The sequence below is a fragment of the Erythrobacter sp. S249 genome (assembly GCF_057364975.1).
Genome location: NZ_CP200287.1, coordinates 1,602,958 through 1,618,344 on the forward strand (window position 1 = coordinate 1,602,958; position 15,387 = coordinate 1,618,344).

Genomic DNA, 15,387 nt, shown 5'->3' on the forward strand with positions numbered 1-15,387 from the left:
GACCATGCTTAGCGATGGAGGTAGGGCATGGTAAACGCAGCCACACAGAATATTTCTAACGAGACCAGCCGTATCGCCGCTGCAATGCAGAGCGCGAGCACTCAAAGCAGCTATACGATACGCAGTGGTGACACACTCAGCAGCATTGCGCAGAGGTTTGGAACCGATGTGGCGACCCTGGCGAGAGCCAATGGGATATCCAACCCTAACCGCATATATGCTGGCGACAGTCTAAACGTGCCGGGCGCAGGAACAAGCACGCACACCGTTGTGAGGGGCGACACCTTAGGCGTTATTGCGCGAAGCGCGGGTTTATCCTTGCAAGCTGTGCTGAATGCTAATCCTCAAATTCGCAACGCCAACCTTATTTACCCGGGGCAAGAGATTACTCTTCCAGCGACAAGAGCGGCCGCGCCGTCAGCACCGCAAATTGGGGTCGAAGCCTCTGACAATGGGACACCAGCCGTCACCGGGCCAAGCGATGTTGCTCCTGTTGGTTCGACGACCTTTAACGGAGAGACCCTCAGCCTGTCTCAGGCGGACGTCAACAATTTGAAGCGCGTCCTGCAAACTGAATGGGTGCAGTCGGCTGGAGAAGCCCAGGCACATGGGATCATCGACACTCTGCTCAATCGCACTGCATCGGGCCGCTGGGGCGATACAGTCGCCGATGTGGCGAACGCGCCATATCAATTCTCGGACATCAACGGCCCTGTGTCTTGGCCAGACGGACGTACCTCCGTCGAACAAATCCCCATGGCTCAGGTGAGCGCGCGCGTTGATCAATTGGTGGACAGCTATCTTGCTGAGCGCGCTCAGGGTAGAGAATCCTCAATCGGATCACACCTGAATTACGCCAATCCGAACTATTCCGATTCCGTCAATCTGGGATGGATCAATGCTCTTGAGGGACCCGTGCTAGGACGAGGCGACGCCATTCACCGTCATGGCACGACGCCGGATCTTGAGCGCTATCGCCCGGGCGAATTCAGAGTGGGCCTGCCGGGTTCAGCCAGCGTAGCGCAGCCCACATCTGAGCCAGCGACCGGTTCGTTCGATGGCAGAGTGCTTGCCGCCGAAGTTGGCGTTGCCATCAAGAGTAGCAGTGTGAACCTGTCTCAGCTGCACTCATCCATGGACCCTGCGATCCGTGCTGTGGCAGTAGCAGCGCAGCAGCTCGGTTTGCCTCAGCCTGTCATAACAAGCGGCAATGACGCGCGGCATAGCGAGAACTCCCTCCACTATGAAAACAAAGCGCTCGATTTCCGAGGCAACAATCTGACCATTGCTCAAGGAAGGGCCTTGCGAGATGCCGTGAGTGAGGCTGTTGGGCCAGATTACGATGTGTTGTTTGAGGTCTTCCCAAACAATCCGGCCAACAACCACCTTCATATCGAATTTGATCCAGACTAAGCTCAGGTAATGAGACGCCCAAAGAGCTTTCGATATCTTCTGCTCGCAGCGCTGCCGTGGATGGTGGCTGCGTGCTCCGATGCAGGGGCTCTGACGAAGGACGAAGGCGCCGAGCAAACCGCGTCGGCCGTTCCAGCGCCCTTGGCCGAAACGTCATCGGACGAGCCAAGTTCAGCGGAAATCAAACGGACAGGCTCCCCTGCTCTACCGCCGCCAGATAGAGCAAACGCACCAATCGAGAGCGAAGCCCGGATCATTTCTCTAGATGATTTGCAGCGCGGGGAGCGCTCTGCCTGCCAGATCAATTTCACATATCCAGGCTATCCTGCACAGGAAATCCTATGGTTCGATGAGGCGTGCTCAGCCCTTAGCCCCAGCTTTATGGACCGGCCAAAGCTAGAGGCGGCTGACCGCTGGCAGCGGATCGATGAATATGGCCAGATGCAAATTGCCAAACGCACCGGCGGCATCGTGTTCTATGTTGAGGGCCAATTCACCGCGTCTGTGTTCCCGATGGACTACAATAATGCGCCGATGGAAGTGACTGTCGCGGACTGAGCACTGGACATGGGCCTGCGCTCTTTCTAGCGGGGGCACATGACTGCGCACAAAGAAGGCGACCCCACAACACTCAACCGTTTGTACGGCCGCAGCGTCGGCAAACCCCTGCGCGCGCGCCAGCAAGGCTTGGTGGATGATTTGCTGCCTCGCATCGCCGTCCCCGCCGAAGGTCCAGTCACCGCGGAGAGGCTGTTCGGCCAAGATTGTCCGATGCACTTTGAAATCGGTTTTGGCAGCGGAGAGCATCTTGCCTATCGCGCGGACTTGCTGCCCAACCATGGATTGATCGGCGCCGAGCCATTCATGAACGGCGTGGCAGCTGCGCTTGGTCATGTCGAAGATCAGGGACTGACCAATGTCCGCCTGCATGCGGGCGATGCGCTCGATGTGCTGAGCCGAATTCCCGATGGCGCTCTGACCATGGTGTATCTGCTGCACCCCGATCCCTGGCCAAAGGCGCGCCACGCAAAGCGGCGCATGGTCAATGATGGCCCCATCGCCATGATCGCGGACAAACTCAAACCCGGCGGCGAATTCCGCTTCGGGACCGACCATGCAATTTATCTGCGCCATGCGCTCATGGTGATGCAGCGTTTTTCGGATCGACTCGAATGGGTGACTGAGGGCCCAGAAAGCTTCCAAAACCGTCCATCGGGTTGGCCAGAAACACGCTATGAAAAGAAGGCGCGCGAAGTGTTCGAGCACGAAGTTTGGTATTTCCGTTACCGCAAACGCTGAATTTGCTTTCATAGCTCCGCTGCGTCAGACTTAGCTAATAACCTAGGGGGCAACATGGTAGCGCGGCGACAATTTTTGGCAGGAGTGGCAATCGGCGCGGGAGCGCTTTCGGCTTGCAGTGAGATCACAAGCAATTCGGGCGGTGACCGGATCGCCGCTGCGCTCGATCAAGGCGGTAGATTGCTGGACGCGGAAGCGCTGGAAGATGCGCTGGTCGGCAGCTCCTATCTCGGCACTGGCGGCGGCGGTAGTCTCTCCGAAGCGCGCGAATTGATCGCCACAGACCTGGCGGCTGGCCACAAGTTCAGCGCGATTCCAGTCTCTGGCCTCGCTGATGATGATCGGGTCGCCTGCCCCTACGGCTTGGCCAGCCTCGCGCCAACAAGTGAAGATATGCAGGCGCGGTTGGATGCGATCGACAACAAGATCGAAGAGCCAGTGCAGGCCGCATTCGAGACACTAGAACGCCATCTGGATCAAAAGTGTGCGGGCGTCATCCTTGGGGAGATCGGGCCGCTGAGCCTGGCCGAAGGTCTCTCAATAGCAGCGCGGCTGGGCGTGCCTGCGCTGGATGCCGACACGGTCGGCCGCGCGGTGCCAGAGATCAACCAGCATTCGGTGAAGGTCGCAGGCGTTCCGCTCACACCAATTGGCGCAGCCACTCCATTTGGTGATGAGATGGTCATCGGCACTCTGGGCGATCCGACCCGAGCGGAAGACATTTTGCGAAGCATAGCCGTCGTCAGCCGCGAGTGCGGCGTCGCAGATTCGCCCATCACAGGCAAACAAGCGAAGACGGAAGGCACGCTGGTTACCGGTAGCCTCACTTTAGCGATATCGATCGGCAAAGCGGTGCGCGAAGCCAAGGCGGCCGGCAATGATCCTATCGAAGCCGCGCGGGTGGCAGGTGATGGTTTCCTACTGTTCACAGGCGTGGTCGCGGGCACCGAATGGGCCGATGAGGACGGATTTCTCCAAGGTGAAGTGATGCTGGACGGAACCGGCGATTTCGCAGGCAAATCCTTCGAAACTGACGTGAAGAACGAGCATCTCGTCGCGCGCCAAGATGGCGTCGTTGTCGCCACTTGCCCCGATCTTATCAGCCTGATCGACCTCGAGAGCGGCGATGGAGTGGTCAATCCGGGCTATGAGAATGGGCAGTCTGTTGCTGTGCTGGGCTTTAGAAGCGATCCGATCTGGCGCGGTGAAGCGGGCCTAGCCGTCTTCAGCCCGCGCTACTTTGGCTATGATCTGGACTATGTGCCGATCGAAGAGCTCGTGTCGAGCGCGGCGTAAAGCAGGCACCCAACACTAGAATGAGAATATCGGAATCAGCCTAAGAGCCAGGAAGGGTTCTAGCCCACCACGCCCGCACTCGCGAGTACAGCTAAGGTCAGAACATCCGGTGCAATGGCAGTCATCGGTACGATCTGCACCGGCTTCTCCATGCCGATCAGCATTGGCCCAATCGTGTCATTGCCAGCCAGCTCTCTCAGCAATTTGGCCGAGAGATTGGCCGATTGCAGGCCCGGCATGATCAGCACATTGGCAGGCGCAGACAGGCGGCTGAACGGATAAAGCTCCATCACCTTCGGATTGAGCGCGGCATCCGGTGCCATCTCGCCTTCATACTCAAAGCCGGGGTCTTCACGGTCAAGGATAGCAACAGCTTCGCGAATACTGCCTAGCCATTGGCCCGACGGATTCCCAAATGTCGAATAGGAAAGGAAAGCGACTCGGGGCTCATGCCCCATACGCCGTGCCACCGCGGCCGTTTCCTTGGCAATATGCGCCAATTCTTCCGCGCCCGGTCGCTCATTGATGGTTGTGTCGGCGAGGAACGTCGTGTGGTTCTTGCCGATCATCATGTGCACGCCAAACGGCAATGCACCCGGCTTTTTATCGAGCACCAGGTTCACTTCGCGGGCTGTCTGCGCGAATGTTCGGGTTAGACCAGAAATCACTCCATCCCCGTGGCCAAGTGCAACCAGTAGGGCCGCAAAGACATTACGCTCTTGGTTGACCATCCGGCGCACGTCACGCTCTGTGTAGCCTTTGCGCTGCAAGCGTTTGTAGAGATAGTCCACCATCGCCGGGACATGTTCCGACGTGGCAGAATTCTGAATTTCAAAACTGCCTGGATCAGACACTGACAGTTGGTGCAGCTTGTCGATCACCGCTTTTGTACGGCCCACCAAAACCGGGGTGCCATATCCGAAATCGCGGAACTGAATCGCCGCCCGCAGAACCACATCCTCTTCCGCCTCGGCGAACACCATCCGCTTTGGATTGGCTTTCGCCTCGTTGTAGGTTCCCGTGAGGACAGCGGTTGTTGGGTTGAGCCGCGATTTCAGCGCATGGCGATAGGCGTCAAGGTCTTCAATCTTGGCCTGCGCGACGCCGGAATCCATTGCGGCCTTTGCGACAGCGGAGGAGACCACCTCGATCAGACGCGGGTCAAATGGCGCAGGGATGATGTAGTCTTTGCCGAACTTCTGGTTCTTACCATAGGCGCTAGAGACCTCTTCGGGCACTTGCTTGCGAGCCAGCTCGGCAATCGCATTGGCCGCGGCGATTTTCATTTCTTCATTGATCGTGGTGGCCTGCACATCGAGGGCGCCGCGAAAAATGAAGGGGAAGCCCAGCACATTGTTCACCTGGTTCGGAAAGTCCGACCGGCCCGTGGCAATGATCGCATCGGGGCGAACTGCCTGCGCCTCATCGGGCATAATTTCTGGCACGGGATTGGCCATGGCAAAAATGATGGGTTTGTCCGCCATCTTCTTCACCCATTCCGGCTTCAGAGCGCCAGCGGCCGATAGGCCGAGGAAAATGTCGGCACCGGCCAAAGCCTCTTCCAGATTGGTCGCATCTGTCTCAACCGCGTGCGCGCTCTTCCACTGATCCACATTGTCGCGTCCCGGCGTGATCGGGCCAGTGCGATCGCACATGATTACATTCTCATGCGCAACACCCATTGCCTTCATCAGCGCAGTGCAAGCAATCGCCGCGGCCCCGGCGCCATTGACGACAATCTTTACGTCTTTCACGTCTCGGTCGGTCAAATGGCAAGCGTTGAGCAAGCCGGCGGCGGTGATGATCGCGGTCCCGTGCTGGTCATCATGCATCACAGGGATGTTCATCCGCTCGCGCAGCGCCTGCTCGATGATAAAGCACTCAGGCGCCTTGATATCTTCCAGATTGATCCCGCCAAAGGTAGGTTCCATCAACGCAACGGCATCAATGAACGCCTGAGGGTCTTCGGTCGCGAGTTCGATATCAATCGAATCCACATCAGCAAAACGTTTAAACAGAACCGCCTTACCCTCCATAACCGGCTTGGAAGCCAGCGCACCAAGGTTGCCGAGCCCGAGGATTGCGGTGCCATTTGAAATGACCGCGACCAGGTTTGACCGAGCTGTGTAGCGGGCCGCGAGGCTGGGATCAGCCGCAATCGCTTCAACCGGAGCCGCAACGCCTGGCGAATAAGCGAGACTGAGATCACGCTGCGACGCCATCGGCTTTGACGCCACAATTTCAATTTTACCCGGGCGGATTGTCTCGTGATAAAACAGGGCTTCGCGGGTCGTGAATGTGACTTGCCGGTCATCGGCCATCTGGAGGTCTCCCAAATCAATTTCTACCCAGCGCTTAGCGACCTAACGATGCAAACGATAGGGGAAAGGGGACTAGGGACCGTTCCGAATCGCTGCGGGGGTGGCTAGGCCTTACGGATGGCCGCAAAAACGACACCGATGATGCAGCAATTCCTCGCCCTCAAACAAGAGGCGGGTGATTGTTTGCTGTTCTATCGGATGGGCGATTTTTTCGAGCTGTTTTTTGATGACGCCAAGGCTGCATCGGCAATCCTCGATATCGCCCTCACCACACGCGGAGAACATAGCGGCGAGCCGGTGCCGATGTGCGGCGTTCCGGTACATTCTGCCGACAGCTATCTAGCTCGCTTGATCAAAGGCGGGTGCCGGGTCGCGATTGCAGAGCAGGTGGAAACGCCAGAAGAGGCCAAAATACGGGCTAAGAAGGAAGGCACCCCTTCCTCCAAAGCGCTCGTTAAACGCGACATTGTCCGCTTTGTGACCGCTGGCACGCTGACCGAAGAAGCCTTGCTGGAACCACGCAATGCCAATCTGCTAGTTGCTCTAGCGGATGTCCGGGGCGCGATTGGTTTGGCCAGCTGCGACATCTCCACCGGGATCGTGGTGCTGGAGGAATGCACACAGGATATGCTCGGCGCGCATTTGGCCCGCCTTGGCGCGAACGAAATTGTTGCGCCGGAAGACTGGGCGCACGGCCCGGATGAAATCACGCCTCGCCCAAAAGGTGATTTTTCAAGCGACGATGGCTCGGAGCGGCTGCGCAAACTTCACGGCGTTGCAACACTGGATGGGTTCGGCGACTTCTCGCGCGCTATGCTGGCGGCGGCAGCCGGTCTGATCAGCTATCTTGAACATGTCGGCCGCGGCAATCTGCCTATGCTCCTTCCGCCAGTCTCACGGCGCGGTGCCGAGGGCATGGTGATGGACGAGGCGACCCGTGCGAGCCTAGAAATCTTGCAGTCTCAGGATGGCTCACGCAGCGGCAGCCTGATCGCCGCAATAGATCGCTGCGTAACTGGAGCTGGCGCTCGGCAATTGGCAGAAGACTTAGGCTCACCATTGCTTGATCAATCCGCGATTGAAGAGCGCCTGTCCCTAGTTCACTTCTGGCACAGCCAGCCGATTGACCGCGCGGACCTGCGCGAGGCCTTGCGAGCCCTGCCAGATATTGGCCGCGCCTTGGGCCGTGTGGTGGCTGGCCGCGGCAGTCCGCGAGATTTGGGCCAGATACGCGATGGCCTGAGAGATGCCCGACTACTTCACGAAACGCTCGTCAAGCAAAGCGATCACCCGGGCCTGCTGAAGCAGCTTATGCCGAGCTTGACCGGCCACAGCGCCTTGGTGGATTTGCTGACCAATGCGCTTGTCGCCGCCCCTCCGACAGAGCGGTCTGGTGGCGGCTATATCGCTGATGGCTATGACGCCGGATTGGACGAGCTGCGACAAGTCTCCGGCAATGCGCGCAAGGCGATCGCCGCAATGGAGGCGAGATACCGCGAGGAGACGGGAATTGCCTCGCTCAAGATTAAGCACAATGGCGTGCTTGGCTATTTCATCGAGGTGCCCAGCCGGCATGGCGACGCTTTGATGGGGCAGGACAGCGGATTTACCCATCGGCAGACGATGAAAGGTGCCGTGCGGTTCAACTCGGTGTCTCTGCACGAAGAAGCAACCCGGATTGCGGAGGCTGGCGGCCGCGCATTGACCGCTGAAGAAGCGCATTTTGAAGAGCTGACCGGTGCAGTGATCGCGTCGCAACAAGCGATTGCGCAAACGGCAGCAGCGCTGGCTCGGATTGATGTAGCAGCTGGTCAAGCGGAGCGTGCAGCGGAGGGGGATTGGTGCAAGCCCGAGATCGTCGATACGACCGAACTTGCGATCACCGCTGGCCGCCACCCGGTGGTTGAAGCCGCCTTGACCAAGACCAATGACCGCTTCGTCGCGAATGATTGCAGCCTGGCGCAGCAAGACCGCCTATGGCTGATTGGCGGTCCGAATATGGGCGGTAAATCGACCTTTCTGAGGCAGAATGCGCTAATCGTCCTAATGGCGCAGGCTGGCGGATATGTTCCAGCACAGTCAGCGACCATCGGCCTTGTTGACCGGCTCTTTAGCCGCGTCGGGGCGTCAGACAATCTCGCGCGCGGCCGCTCTACGTTTATGGTCGAGATGGTCGAAACCGCCGCAATCCTGTCGCAAGCGACCGAGCGCAGCTTTGTTATTCTAGATGAGGTGGGCCGCGGAACGTCGACCTACGATGGTTTGGCTCTAGCATGGTCAGTCGTCGAGGCGGTGCATTCCAAGACTGCTTGCCGCTGCTTGTTCGCAACCCATTATCACGAGCTCGCTCGGCTCGCCGACAGCTGCGAAGCTCTGTCCCTCCACCATGTGAAGGCGCGGGAATGGAAAGGCGATCTGGTCCTGCTCCACGAAGTATCTGAGGGTCCGGCCGACCGCTCTTACGGGCTTGCCGTCGCCAAACTGGCCGGCGTCCCTGCTCCGGTTGTGAAGCGAGCCAAACAAGTGCTGCAGAAACTGGAGGCGGCCCGTGCAGAAACGGGGGGCATAGCCGCGGGTCTGGGCGAACTGCCATTGTTTGCCAATGCGGCTCTGGCCGACAAATCCGAAGAGCCTGAACCTGACGACATCTTGAAAGAGAAATTGGAAGGCGCAGATCTTGATGCTTTGTCACCCCGGGAAGCGCTTGATTTTCTATATAATTTAAAGCGTGATTTGACGTCCACCAAACCTTAACCAAGCTCGAGTATCTCTGGGCGGGCTATGGCTATACTTGATAACTACAAACCCGTCCTTGCTTTCGCCGCGATCATCGTGGGCGGAGTAGCGATTTTTGGTAGCTCACTCTCGACGAACACCAAAACACCCGAAAAGGATGGCTCGCAAGGCGTGGAGAGTTCAGACTCGCCGGCAGCGCCTATCCGTCGGCAGGCATCCAATCCAGTTTCGAGCGAACAGCCGGTAATCGGCGATTTTGCCTCTGACGCAGAGCTAATCGATAACGCTAGCGGTTTTGATCCATCGCCTGCCCCCTCTCTTCCAGCGAGCGGCGCGGATGCAAACACTCAGTCAAGCCCAGCTAGGCCATCGAACTCTGATGGCAACAGCAGCACCGTTCGCATTGAAGAAGTTCAAAATGTTCAAGAGATTACCGAATAGCTCAGCAGCTATATTGCGGCGCGGTCTCCTGACTTGCACAGGACGCCCAACGCATGCCGTAACCGTCATCATTTTTGACGGTATTAGGTGACATCCATTTTATCGTGTGGGGAGCGGTGCCTCGCCGGAGTAATCATAGAAACCGCGTCCGGTCTTGCGGCCCAGCCAACCTGCCTCGACATATTTCACAAGCAATGGCGCAGGCCGATATTTCGTATCGCGCGTCGTCTTGTAGAGCACCTTAATAATATCCAGGCAGGTATCGAGCCCAACAAAGTCTGCAAGTTGCAACGGGCCCATGGGGTGATTGAGCCCTAAGCGGCACCCTTTGTCGATATCTTCAATGCCGGCTGTTGACTGACCCAGAACAAACACTGCTTCATTGATCATGGGAAGTAGAATGCGGTTGACGACGAAGCCTGGCTCGTCCTGGCTCAGGACCACTTCCTTACCCAATCCTTCGGCAAACGCCGTGATTTGATCGGTCGTGTCCTGCGAGGTTGCAAGGCCAGGGATAACCTCAATCAGGCCCATTACCGGCACTGGGTTGAAGAAATGCAGCCCGATGAAACGCGCTGGATCAGGCCAAAAGTTCGCCATGCGCGTGATGGGAATAGAACTGGTGTTGCTGGCCATAATCGCATCATTAGCGAGGACTTTGCCGGCCCGTTCAAAGATGGCTTGTTTGATCGCCTCTTGCTCAGTCGCGGCCTCAATAATCAGGCCCGCTTCGACCATAGGCTCATATTCGCCTATTGGCGTGACCTTGGTGAGCAAGGTCTCAGCTGCATCCGCTTCGATTTTTCCGCGCCCGACCAGCTTTACGAGAGCCTTCTCAATCGCGGCTTTACCAGCTTCTGCGCGGGCTAAATCCACGTCAGACAGCATCACCGGCATTCCATGCTGAGCGATGGTCTGAGCAATGCCAGTGCCCATTTGCCCGGCTCCAATAACCGCTATCGTTCGCATGAATAGTCCCTTCGCAAGTGCAGCAAAGGGCGGGTGTTAGCGGTGCAAATCCCGCTTGGCTAGCGATTCGCTCCTGGCACCCACTTTACATCGGCGCGGCCATTGCCGTTGAGCACACGCGCGAGCACAAACAGACAGTCGGACAGGCGGTTAATGTAGGCGAGCGCTGATGGGTTCACGGCATCATGCTCTGATAGCCGGGTCATCGCCCGCTCGGCTGCACGGGTCGAAGCGCGGGCGACGTGAGTGCGCGCGGCTGCTTCACTCCCGCCGGGCAGGACAAAGCTGGTTAACGGCTCAAGCTCTTCATTAAGGCCGTCGATCTGATCCTCCAGCCATGTTACTTGAGCAGGAACAATCCTCAGCACCATTTCTGACGGCGTAAAATCACCGTCTTCACTTGGCGTTGCAAGATCAGCGCCAAGATCAAACAGATCGTTCTGAACTCGTGTGAGAAGCCGCTTATGCGCTCCCTCAGCCAAATGGCATGCCGCAAGGCCGATCGCGCTGTTGGCTTCATCCACGCGGCCAATGGCTGAGATGCGCGCTGAGTGCTTTGCCTCACGCGAGCCATCAACCAAACCAGTGGTGCCATCGTCCCCAGTGCGGGTGTATATCTTATTGAGTTTTACCACGTCTCTTGGCGTCCCTGGATTGGCCTAACGGGCCACAACCAAAATGATCGCCACAACCAAGATCGCTAGCGCTTGATATTTGATCCGCGCAAACATCGCCTTGTTCTGTAGCAATTGCATGTCGGTGGCGGTTTCGCCCTCACCCGTCTCCAGATCGATCTTCGTCGTCTTCAAGAAAGCGATAATACCGCGAACAAGTGAGACAAGCACCAGAACGCTCAAAACGGCCAGAACAGCTATAAGAAAATATGTCATGCTCAGTATTTAGGCGCTTTCCAGTGAGATACCACCCGGCAATCGTTGCAACCGCAATTGCTCTGCCAGCAAGAGACCATCCTCGCCCTGCTCTCGCATGTCCGCCAGCGAAGGCGAACCGCGCCGTTTCGCAAGCTTCTTGCCTTGCTCGTCGAGCAGTATCTGGTGATGATGCCAATGCGGCACTGGCAGGCCCAGAAGCTCTTGCAACAGGCGATGAATATGGGTTGCTGAAAAGAGATCGGAGCCGCGGGTTACCAAAGTCACCCCGTCCGCTGCATCATCGAGCGTGGCGGCCAAATGATAGCTGGCAGGCTCATCCTTTCGCATGATCACAACATCACCAAAATCACGCGGATCGGCGATCACTGATCCGGCATGTTCGTCCGTCCAGATCAATTCGCGGGCGCTAGCCATTGCTTTGTCCAGATCGAGCCGCAGGCAATGCGGCTTCTCCAGATCGAGATCGTCTCGACCTTTGCACGTTCCGGGATAAAGTCCGCTTTCGACCCCCGCCGTCTGCTGAGCACGCTGTATCTCTGATCGGGTGCATGTGCACGGGTAGAGCAGCCCTGCGTCTTTCAATTTCTGTGCGGCGGCCTGGTAGCTTTCAATCCGCTGCGACTGCGCCGTCACCTCCTGCCATTCCAGCCCAAGCCATTCGAGATCACGGCGAAACTCATCCGCCAGCTCTGGCCGCGACCGGGCACCGTCGATATCCTCAATCCTCAACAGAAATGTCCCCCCCACGTCCTCTGCCAAATCATGCGCGGTGATCGCAGAATAGGCATGGCCAAGGTGCAAGTGCCCATTGGGGCTGGGGGCAAATCGTGTGACAATCATCGCTGCAATTCACTGCCACAGTGGCGACAGAAGCGCGAGGCCACCCAAAATCCTTGTGGAAACCCGGCACGTCATGGGTTTGACTCTTTCGTCTGCCACGGCATTCTCATGGTAATCGGAAAGGATCACAAACGTGTTCAAAGCCGAATTGATGGAGCGAGTGGCGCGATTTCGCAGCGCCGATGAAGACCCGACATGCAATCCGTCGGCGTGCCCGGCGCTCGTGCTGAACGCGGATTACACCCCGCTGTCCTATTACCCTCTAAGCCTGTGGCCGTGGCAAACAGCGATCAAAGCGGTGTTTCTCGACCGGGTAGACATTGTCGCAAGCTATGACCGCGAGGTTCATTCCCCCTCGCTAGATATGAAAATCCCGAGCGTCATCGCGCTCAGACAATATGTAAAACAAAGCGAATTTCCCGCCTTCACACGGTTCAATCTGTTCCTGCGCGACCGGTTTCAGTGCCAGTATTGCGGACAAGGCCAGGGGCCAGGTCAAAATCTGACGTTCGATCATGTCATCCCGCGCCGGCTAGGCGGAAAGACGACGTGGGAGAACATCACCACTGCCTGTGCACCGTGCAATATGAAGAAAGGCGGCCGCACGCCTAAGCAGGCGCATATGAGCCTAATGATGAAGCCAATTCGCCCAACCAGCTGGCATTTGCAGCAATATGGCAAGATGTTTCCGCCCAACTATCTCCATGAGACGTGGCGGGATTGGCTCTATTGGGACATTGAGCTAGAGGCCTAACGGCCCGGTTCAAAACTCCGATCGCGCTGTAGTCTACTAGCCCTCGATAACACGGGTTTCGGGGTGATGCGCGTCGAGATGCTTGATAATGATGCGCAGGTTTTTCGAGTTAGAGCGGTAGAGGAAATCGGCCGCGTCTCCGACCACCGGCAGCAAGCCAATAGCGGTATCGAATGCGACATTCGCGCCCATGCGCCAAAGCTTCCATTTAGGAATTTTGAGGTTGCGCGCTTCCCAAATTATGTAAGCACCAAGCGCCGTGGTGACGAGATCGCCAAACACTGGGATCAGACCAACCAGCGCATCCAGCCCGATGGGCATATTGACGCCTGGTACGCGAAACGTACGCTCCAGAAGGTTTTCCATCGCAACCACGCGTTGCCGCACGGACTCGGGATCCGTGCCAGTTGGTAGGGCGAAATTCATCGCCTGTGGTCGTTCAGGCCCATCCATAGTGTCTCTCCTTAGCTCCTAAATGGTGGGTTGTGAGAGCGGGAACAAGGGGTGCACGCCCCATTGGTTGGGTTGGTAGGCGTTGACGGTGCCCCGGACCAAGGACCAACGCACCGGCACACCAAGCGGAATAAACACCTCTTCTGCCACCATTGTGGCATGCGCTTGCGCCAACAACAGAGCCTTTTCGCGCGGATCGCGCGAGGTAAGCGACTGCGCCACCAATTGATCGGCTGCCTCGGAGCATAGGCCGATTTCAAGCTCGCAATTGAACTGATTGAGGTACCAGCGCGGCGAGGAATAGCGCGCCAGCCGGTCTCTCAGCTCCAGGTCAGCGCCTGTGCCAGGCTCCATCTTAATCAGCCGAAGGCCCACTGTTTCCCAATCCGCCGCCAATTGGTTGAACAACAAATCACCGCCCGGCCCCTGGGGTAGCCCAACTCTCAGCACAGCTTCTGCGCCATTCTCAGTTTCCCAGCTGGTAATCCGGCGCGACGCAATGCTGCGGCGCTGAGCGAGTGAGAGGTCTTGCCACCTTTCATCGCCGGTGGTGACTGGCTCCAGCAACTCTAACGGCACTACCCAGCTGGTCGATTGCCATCCGCCCAGACTGAACGGCTCGATCAGCGTATCGCGATCAATCGACATCGACAGAGCTTCTCGCAAAGCGGGTGATGCCAAGACGCCATCGTCATTGCGGATCGCAAACCCAAACAAACCGGCTGCCGGATCAACCCGAATGTTGCCGCGCGACAGCGGGCCAAGCTGCGCCAATGGAAAGCTGACCAATTGGCCATTCAGCAAAATGTCGACATCGCCATTGGAGAAAGCAGCTACCGCACGCTCTTCCAGCATCGCGCGGACAAGGATTGGCCGTGCGTTTTCTTCCCAATCCTGACGTGCAGGCAGGCCCCGCTCCTGAGGCGGCAGAGCATCCAGACGGGCAAGCAGCGGGGTCTCTTCGTCGCTCGAGACAATCATCGGTCCCATACCGCTATTGTCGCGCACAAAGCCAAGCTCCGGCTGGGCCATAAGCCGGAGAAACTCCGGCATGGGGCTGCTCAATCGTATTTCGATCACCCGTCCTGTCATAGCCCGGATCTCGGTGACTTTCGCCAGGTCGAGACCAAGAGAAGTACCCTCGAGGCGGCGCATGAGATCGCGCAGCTGCAGCCTGATATCCTGCGCTGTAACTGCCTCGCCATCGGGCCAGGTCGCTTCTCTCAAGCGGAAAATATAGCTCAGGCCATCGCCTGTCACGATCCAGCGCTCTGCAATCGCCGGGAGAATTTGACCAGTTGGGTCCAGGGTTACCAAGCCCTCATGTGTCGCGGCGCGCAAATGCTGCGCTGCAGGCGACAGGCGAACGCCTTGCTCCAGCAGGCTTTCCGGCTCGCCAATGATCACCACTTTTACAGGCCCGTCGTCCGCCGACGGACCACAGGCTAAAAGCGCAAAAAAGAAAGGTAAAAGCAGTGAGACTCGCATAATTGCCGCGAGCCTATCAGGTTGTTTCCATCCGGTCAGCGTTGAAGCTGACTGAAATCCTCAAACCTTACGAAAATCCCGTGGATCGAGCGCCGCAGGCGCCTTGCGCGTGTGAGCGGTGCTTATGCTGGCAGCGTCTGATTGAGCGTCGCCATTGGCTGGCTTACGAGCAGACTGAGAATCAATCTCGTCATCGAAGGCAATGCCGAAGCGGTCGTCCTGAACCCAAGCAACAGTTCCCGCAACTGACCCGATGTTCTTCAGTTCAATCTCCAGCCGGTTGCCAGGCTGAACGCGCAGATTGCCTTCGCCCATCATGCCGCCGTCCGACAGATTGCGGACGCGCACGCGGTGCGTATCTCCGGCTTGCTCAATACGAATACCGGCGAGCAGAAAGAGACTGTCTCGCGACACGCTCCTAGTTTCAACACCAGTCATTCCAAGAAGTCTCCTGTGCCCACCACAAACAAAACTGCCATTTTCA

15 protein-coding genes are annotated in these 15,387 nt (G+C 57.7%); 7 read left to right on the forward strand and 8 right to left on the reverse strand.

Annotated features, from left to right (window positions below; all coding sequences use genetic code 11):
* The first annotated feature begins 27 nt into the window (after nt 1-27).
* Genes AC0V6V_RS07520 through AC0V6V_RS07535 form a run of 4 tightly spaced genes read left to right on the forward strand, consistent with a single transcriptional unit; the run spans nt 28 to nt 4,008 of the window.
* Nucleotides 28-1,413, forward strand: coding sequence for a LysM peptidoglycan-binding domain-containing protein (locus AC0V6V_RS07520; protein WP_486164801.1), 1,386 nt, complete (start codon nt 28-30; stop codon nt 1,411-1,413).
* Nucleotides 1,414-1,422: 9 nt separating this feature from the next.
* Entirely contained in the window at nt 1,423-1,971 is a 549-nt protein-coding gene (locus AC0V6V_RS07525; protein WP_486164802.1) for a hypothetical protein, read from the forward strand.
* Nucleotides 1,972-2,010: 39 nt separating this feature from the next.
* A complete protein-coding gene (gene trmB / locus AC0V6V_RS07530; RefSeq protein WP_486164803.1) occupies nt 2,011-2,712 on the forward strand; it encodes a tRNA (guanine(46)-N(7))-methyltransferase TrmB in 702 nt (233 codons plus the stop codon).
* Between the two features lie 54 nt (nt 2,713-2,766).
* A complete protein-coding gene (locus tag AC0V6V_RS07535; protein WP_486164804.1) occupies nt 2,767-4,008 on the forward strand; it encodes an S-methyl thiohydantoin desulfurase family protein in 1,242 nt (413 codons plus the stop codon).
* Between the two features lie 59 nt (nt 4,009-4,067).
* Here AC0V6V_RS07535 and AC0V6V_RS07540 read toward each other — a convergent pair whose 3' ends face one another.
* Nucleotides 4,068-6,329 (reverse strand): NADP-dependent malic enzyme, encoded by a 2,262-nt coding sequence (locus AC0V6V_RS07540; protein ID WP_486164805.1) that lies wholly within the window; start codon nt 6,327-6,329, stop codon nt 4,068-4,070.
* A 117-nt stretch (nt 6,330-6,446) separates the two neighbouring features.
* Here AC0V6V_RS07540 and mutS point away from each other — a divergent pair, with 117 nt between their 5' ends.
* Together mutS and AC0V6V_RS07550 are read left to right on the forward strand one after the other, a co-directional pair.
* The gene (gene mutS / locus AC0V6V_RS07545) at nt 6,447-9,083 is read left to right on the forward strand and encodes a DNA mismatch repair protein MutS (protein WP_486164806.1); all 2,637 of its coding nucleotides are present in this window, start codon (nt 6,447-6,449) and stop codon (nt 9,081-9,083) included.
* A 27-nt stretch (nt 9,084-9,110) separates the two neighbouring features.
* The gene (locus AC0V6V_RS07550) at nt 9,111-9,506 is read left to right on the forward strand and encodes a hypothetical protein (RefSeq protein ID WP_486164807.1); all 396 of its coding nucleotides are present in this window, start codon (nt 9,111-9,113) and stop codon (nt 9,504-9,506) included.
* 99 nt (nt 9,507-9,605) lie between these two features.
* On the opposite strand, the gene AC0V6V_RS07555 is transcribed toward AC0V6V_RS07550, so the two are convergent.
* The 4 genes from AC0V6V_RS07555 to gluQRS are packed head-to-tail and all read right to left on the reverse strand — an operon-like array spanning nt 9,606 to nt 12,208.
* A complete protein-coding gene (locus tag AC0V6V_RS07555) occupies nt 9,606-10,475 on the reverse strand; it encodes a 3-hydroxyacyl-CoA dehydrogenase family protein (protein WP_486164808.1) in 870 nt (289 codons plus the stop codon).
* A 59-nt stretch (nt 10,476-10,534) separates the two neighbouring features.
* Nucleotides 10,535-11,110: a cob(I)yrinic acid a,c-diamide adenosyltransferase gene (locus AC0V6V_RS07560; protein WP_486164809.1), complete on the reverse strand. Its 576-nt coding sequence runs from the start codon at nt 11,108-11,110 to the stop codon at nt 10,535-10,537.
* Nucleotides 11,111-11,134: 24 nt separating this feature from the next.
* The gene (locus AC0V6V_RS07565) at nt 11,135-11,365 is read right to left on the reverse strand and encodes a hypothetical protein (RefSeq protein WP_472640395.1); all 231 of its coding nucleotides are present in this window, start codon (nt 11,363-11,365) and stop codon (nt 11,135-11,137) included.
* Between the two features lie 9 nt (nt 11,366-11,374).
* Nucleotides 11,375-12,208: a tRNA glutamyl-Q(34) synthetase GluQRS gene (gene gluQRS, locus AC0V6V_RS07570; RefSeq protein WP_486164810.1), complete on the reverse strand. Its 834-nt coding sequence runs from the start codon at nt 12,206-12,208 to the stop codon at nt 11,375-11,377.
* Nucleotides 12,209-12,359: 151 nt separating this feature from the next.
* Between gluQRS and AC0V6V_RS07575 the strand changes: the two genes are divergently transcribed.
* The gene (locus AC0V6V_RS07575) at nt 12,360-12,962 is read left to right on the forward strand and encodes an HNH endonuclease (RefSeq protein WP_486166061.1); all 603 of its coding nucleotides are present in this window, start codon (nt 12,360-12,362) and stop codon (nt 12,960-12,962) included.
* Nucleotides 12,963-12,998: 36 nt separating this feature from the next.
* On the opposite strand, the gene AC0V6V_RS07580 is transcribed toward AC0V6V_RS07575, so the two are convergent.
* The 3 genes from AC0V6V_RS07580 to AC0V6V_RS07590 form a co-directional block, all read right to left on the reverse strand.
* Nucleotides 12,999-13,415: a DUF4112 domain-containing protein gene (locus AC0V6V_RS07580; protein WP_486164811.1), complete on the reverse strand. Its 417-nt coding sequence runs from the start codon at nt 13,413-13,415 to the stop codon at nt 12,999-13,001.
* 18 nt (nt 13,416-13,433) lie between these two features.
* A complete protein-coding gene (locus tag AC0V6V_RS07585) occupies nt 13,434-14,825 on the reverse strand; it encodes an ABC transporter substrate-binding protein (RefSeq protein ID WP_486164812.1) in 1,392 nt (463 codons plus the stop codon).
* Nucleotides 14,826-14,963: 138 nt separating this feature from the next.
* Nucleotides 14,964-15,341 (reverse strand): PilZ domain-containing protein, encoded by a 378-nt coding sequence (locus tag AC0V6V_RS07590; RefSeq protein ID WP_486164813.1) that lies wholly within the window; start codon nt 15,339-15,341, stop codon nt 14,964-14,966.
* Between the last annotated feature and the right edge of the window lie 46 nt (nt 15,342-15,387).

Excerpts from the sequence above, each read along its gene's own strand:
- AC0V6V_RS07520 (WP_486164801.1), top strand. The coding sequence starts at position 28 with ATGGTAAACGCAGCCACACAGAATATTTCTAACGAGACCAGCCGTATC.
- AC0V6V_RS07525 (WP_486164802.1), top strand. The coding sequence starts at position 1,423 with ATGAGACGCCCAAAGAGCTTTCGATATCTTCTGCTCGCAGCGCTGCCG.
- trmB (WP_486164803.1), top strand. The coding sequence starts at position 2,011 with ATGACTGCGCACAAAGAAGGCGACCCCACAACACTCAACCGTTTGTAC.
- AC0V6V_RS07535 (WP_486164804.1), top strand. The coding sequence starts at position 2,767 with ATGGTAGCGCGGCGACAATTTTTGGCAGGAGTGGCAATCGGCGCGGGA.
- AC0V6V_RS07540 (WP_486164805.1), bottom strand. The coding sequence starts at position 6,329 with ATGGCCGATGACCGGCAAGTCACATTCACGACCCGCGAAGCCCTGTTT.
- mutS (WP_486164806.1), top strand. The coding sequence starts at position 6,447 with ATGGCCGCAAAAACGACACCGATGATGCAGCAATTCCTCGCCCTCAAA.
- AC0V6V_RS07550 (WP_486164807.1), top strand. The coding sequence starts at position 9,111 with ATGGCTATACTTGATAACTACAAACCCGTCCTTGCTTTCGCCGCGATC.
- AC0V6V_RS07555 (WP_486164808.1), bottom strand. The coding sequence starts at position 10,475 with ATGCGAACGATAGCGGTTATTGGAGCCGGGCAAATGGGCACTGGCATT.
- AC0V6V_RS07565 (WP_472640395.1), bottom strand. The coding sequence starts at position 11,365 with ATGACATATTTTCTTATAGCTGTTCTGGCCGTTTTGAGCGTTCTGGTG.
- gluQRS (WP_486164810.1), bottom strand. The coding sequence starts at position 12,208 with ATGATTGTCACACGATTTGCCCCCAGCCCCAATGGGCACTTGCACCTT.
- AC0V6V_RS07575 (WP_486166061.1), top strand. The coding sequence starts at position 12,360 with ATGGAGCGAGTGGCGCGATTTCGCAGCGCCGATGAAGACCCGACATGC.
- AC0V6V_RS07580 (WP_486164811.1), bottom strand. The coding sequence starts at position 13,415 with ATGGATGGGCCTGAACGACCACAGGCGATGAATTTCGCCCTACCAACT.
- AC0V6V_RS07590 (WP_486164813.1), bottom strand. The coding sequence starts at position 15,341 with ATGACTGGTGTTGAAACTAGGAGCGTGTCGCGAGACAGTCTCTTTCTG.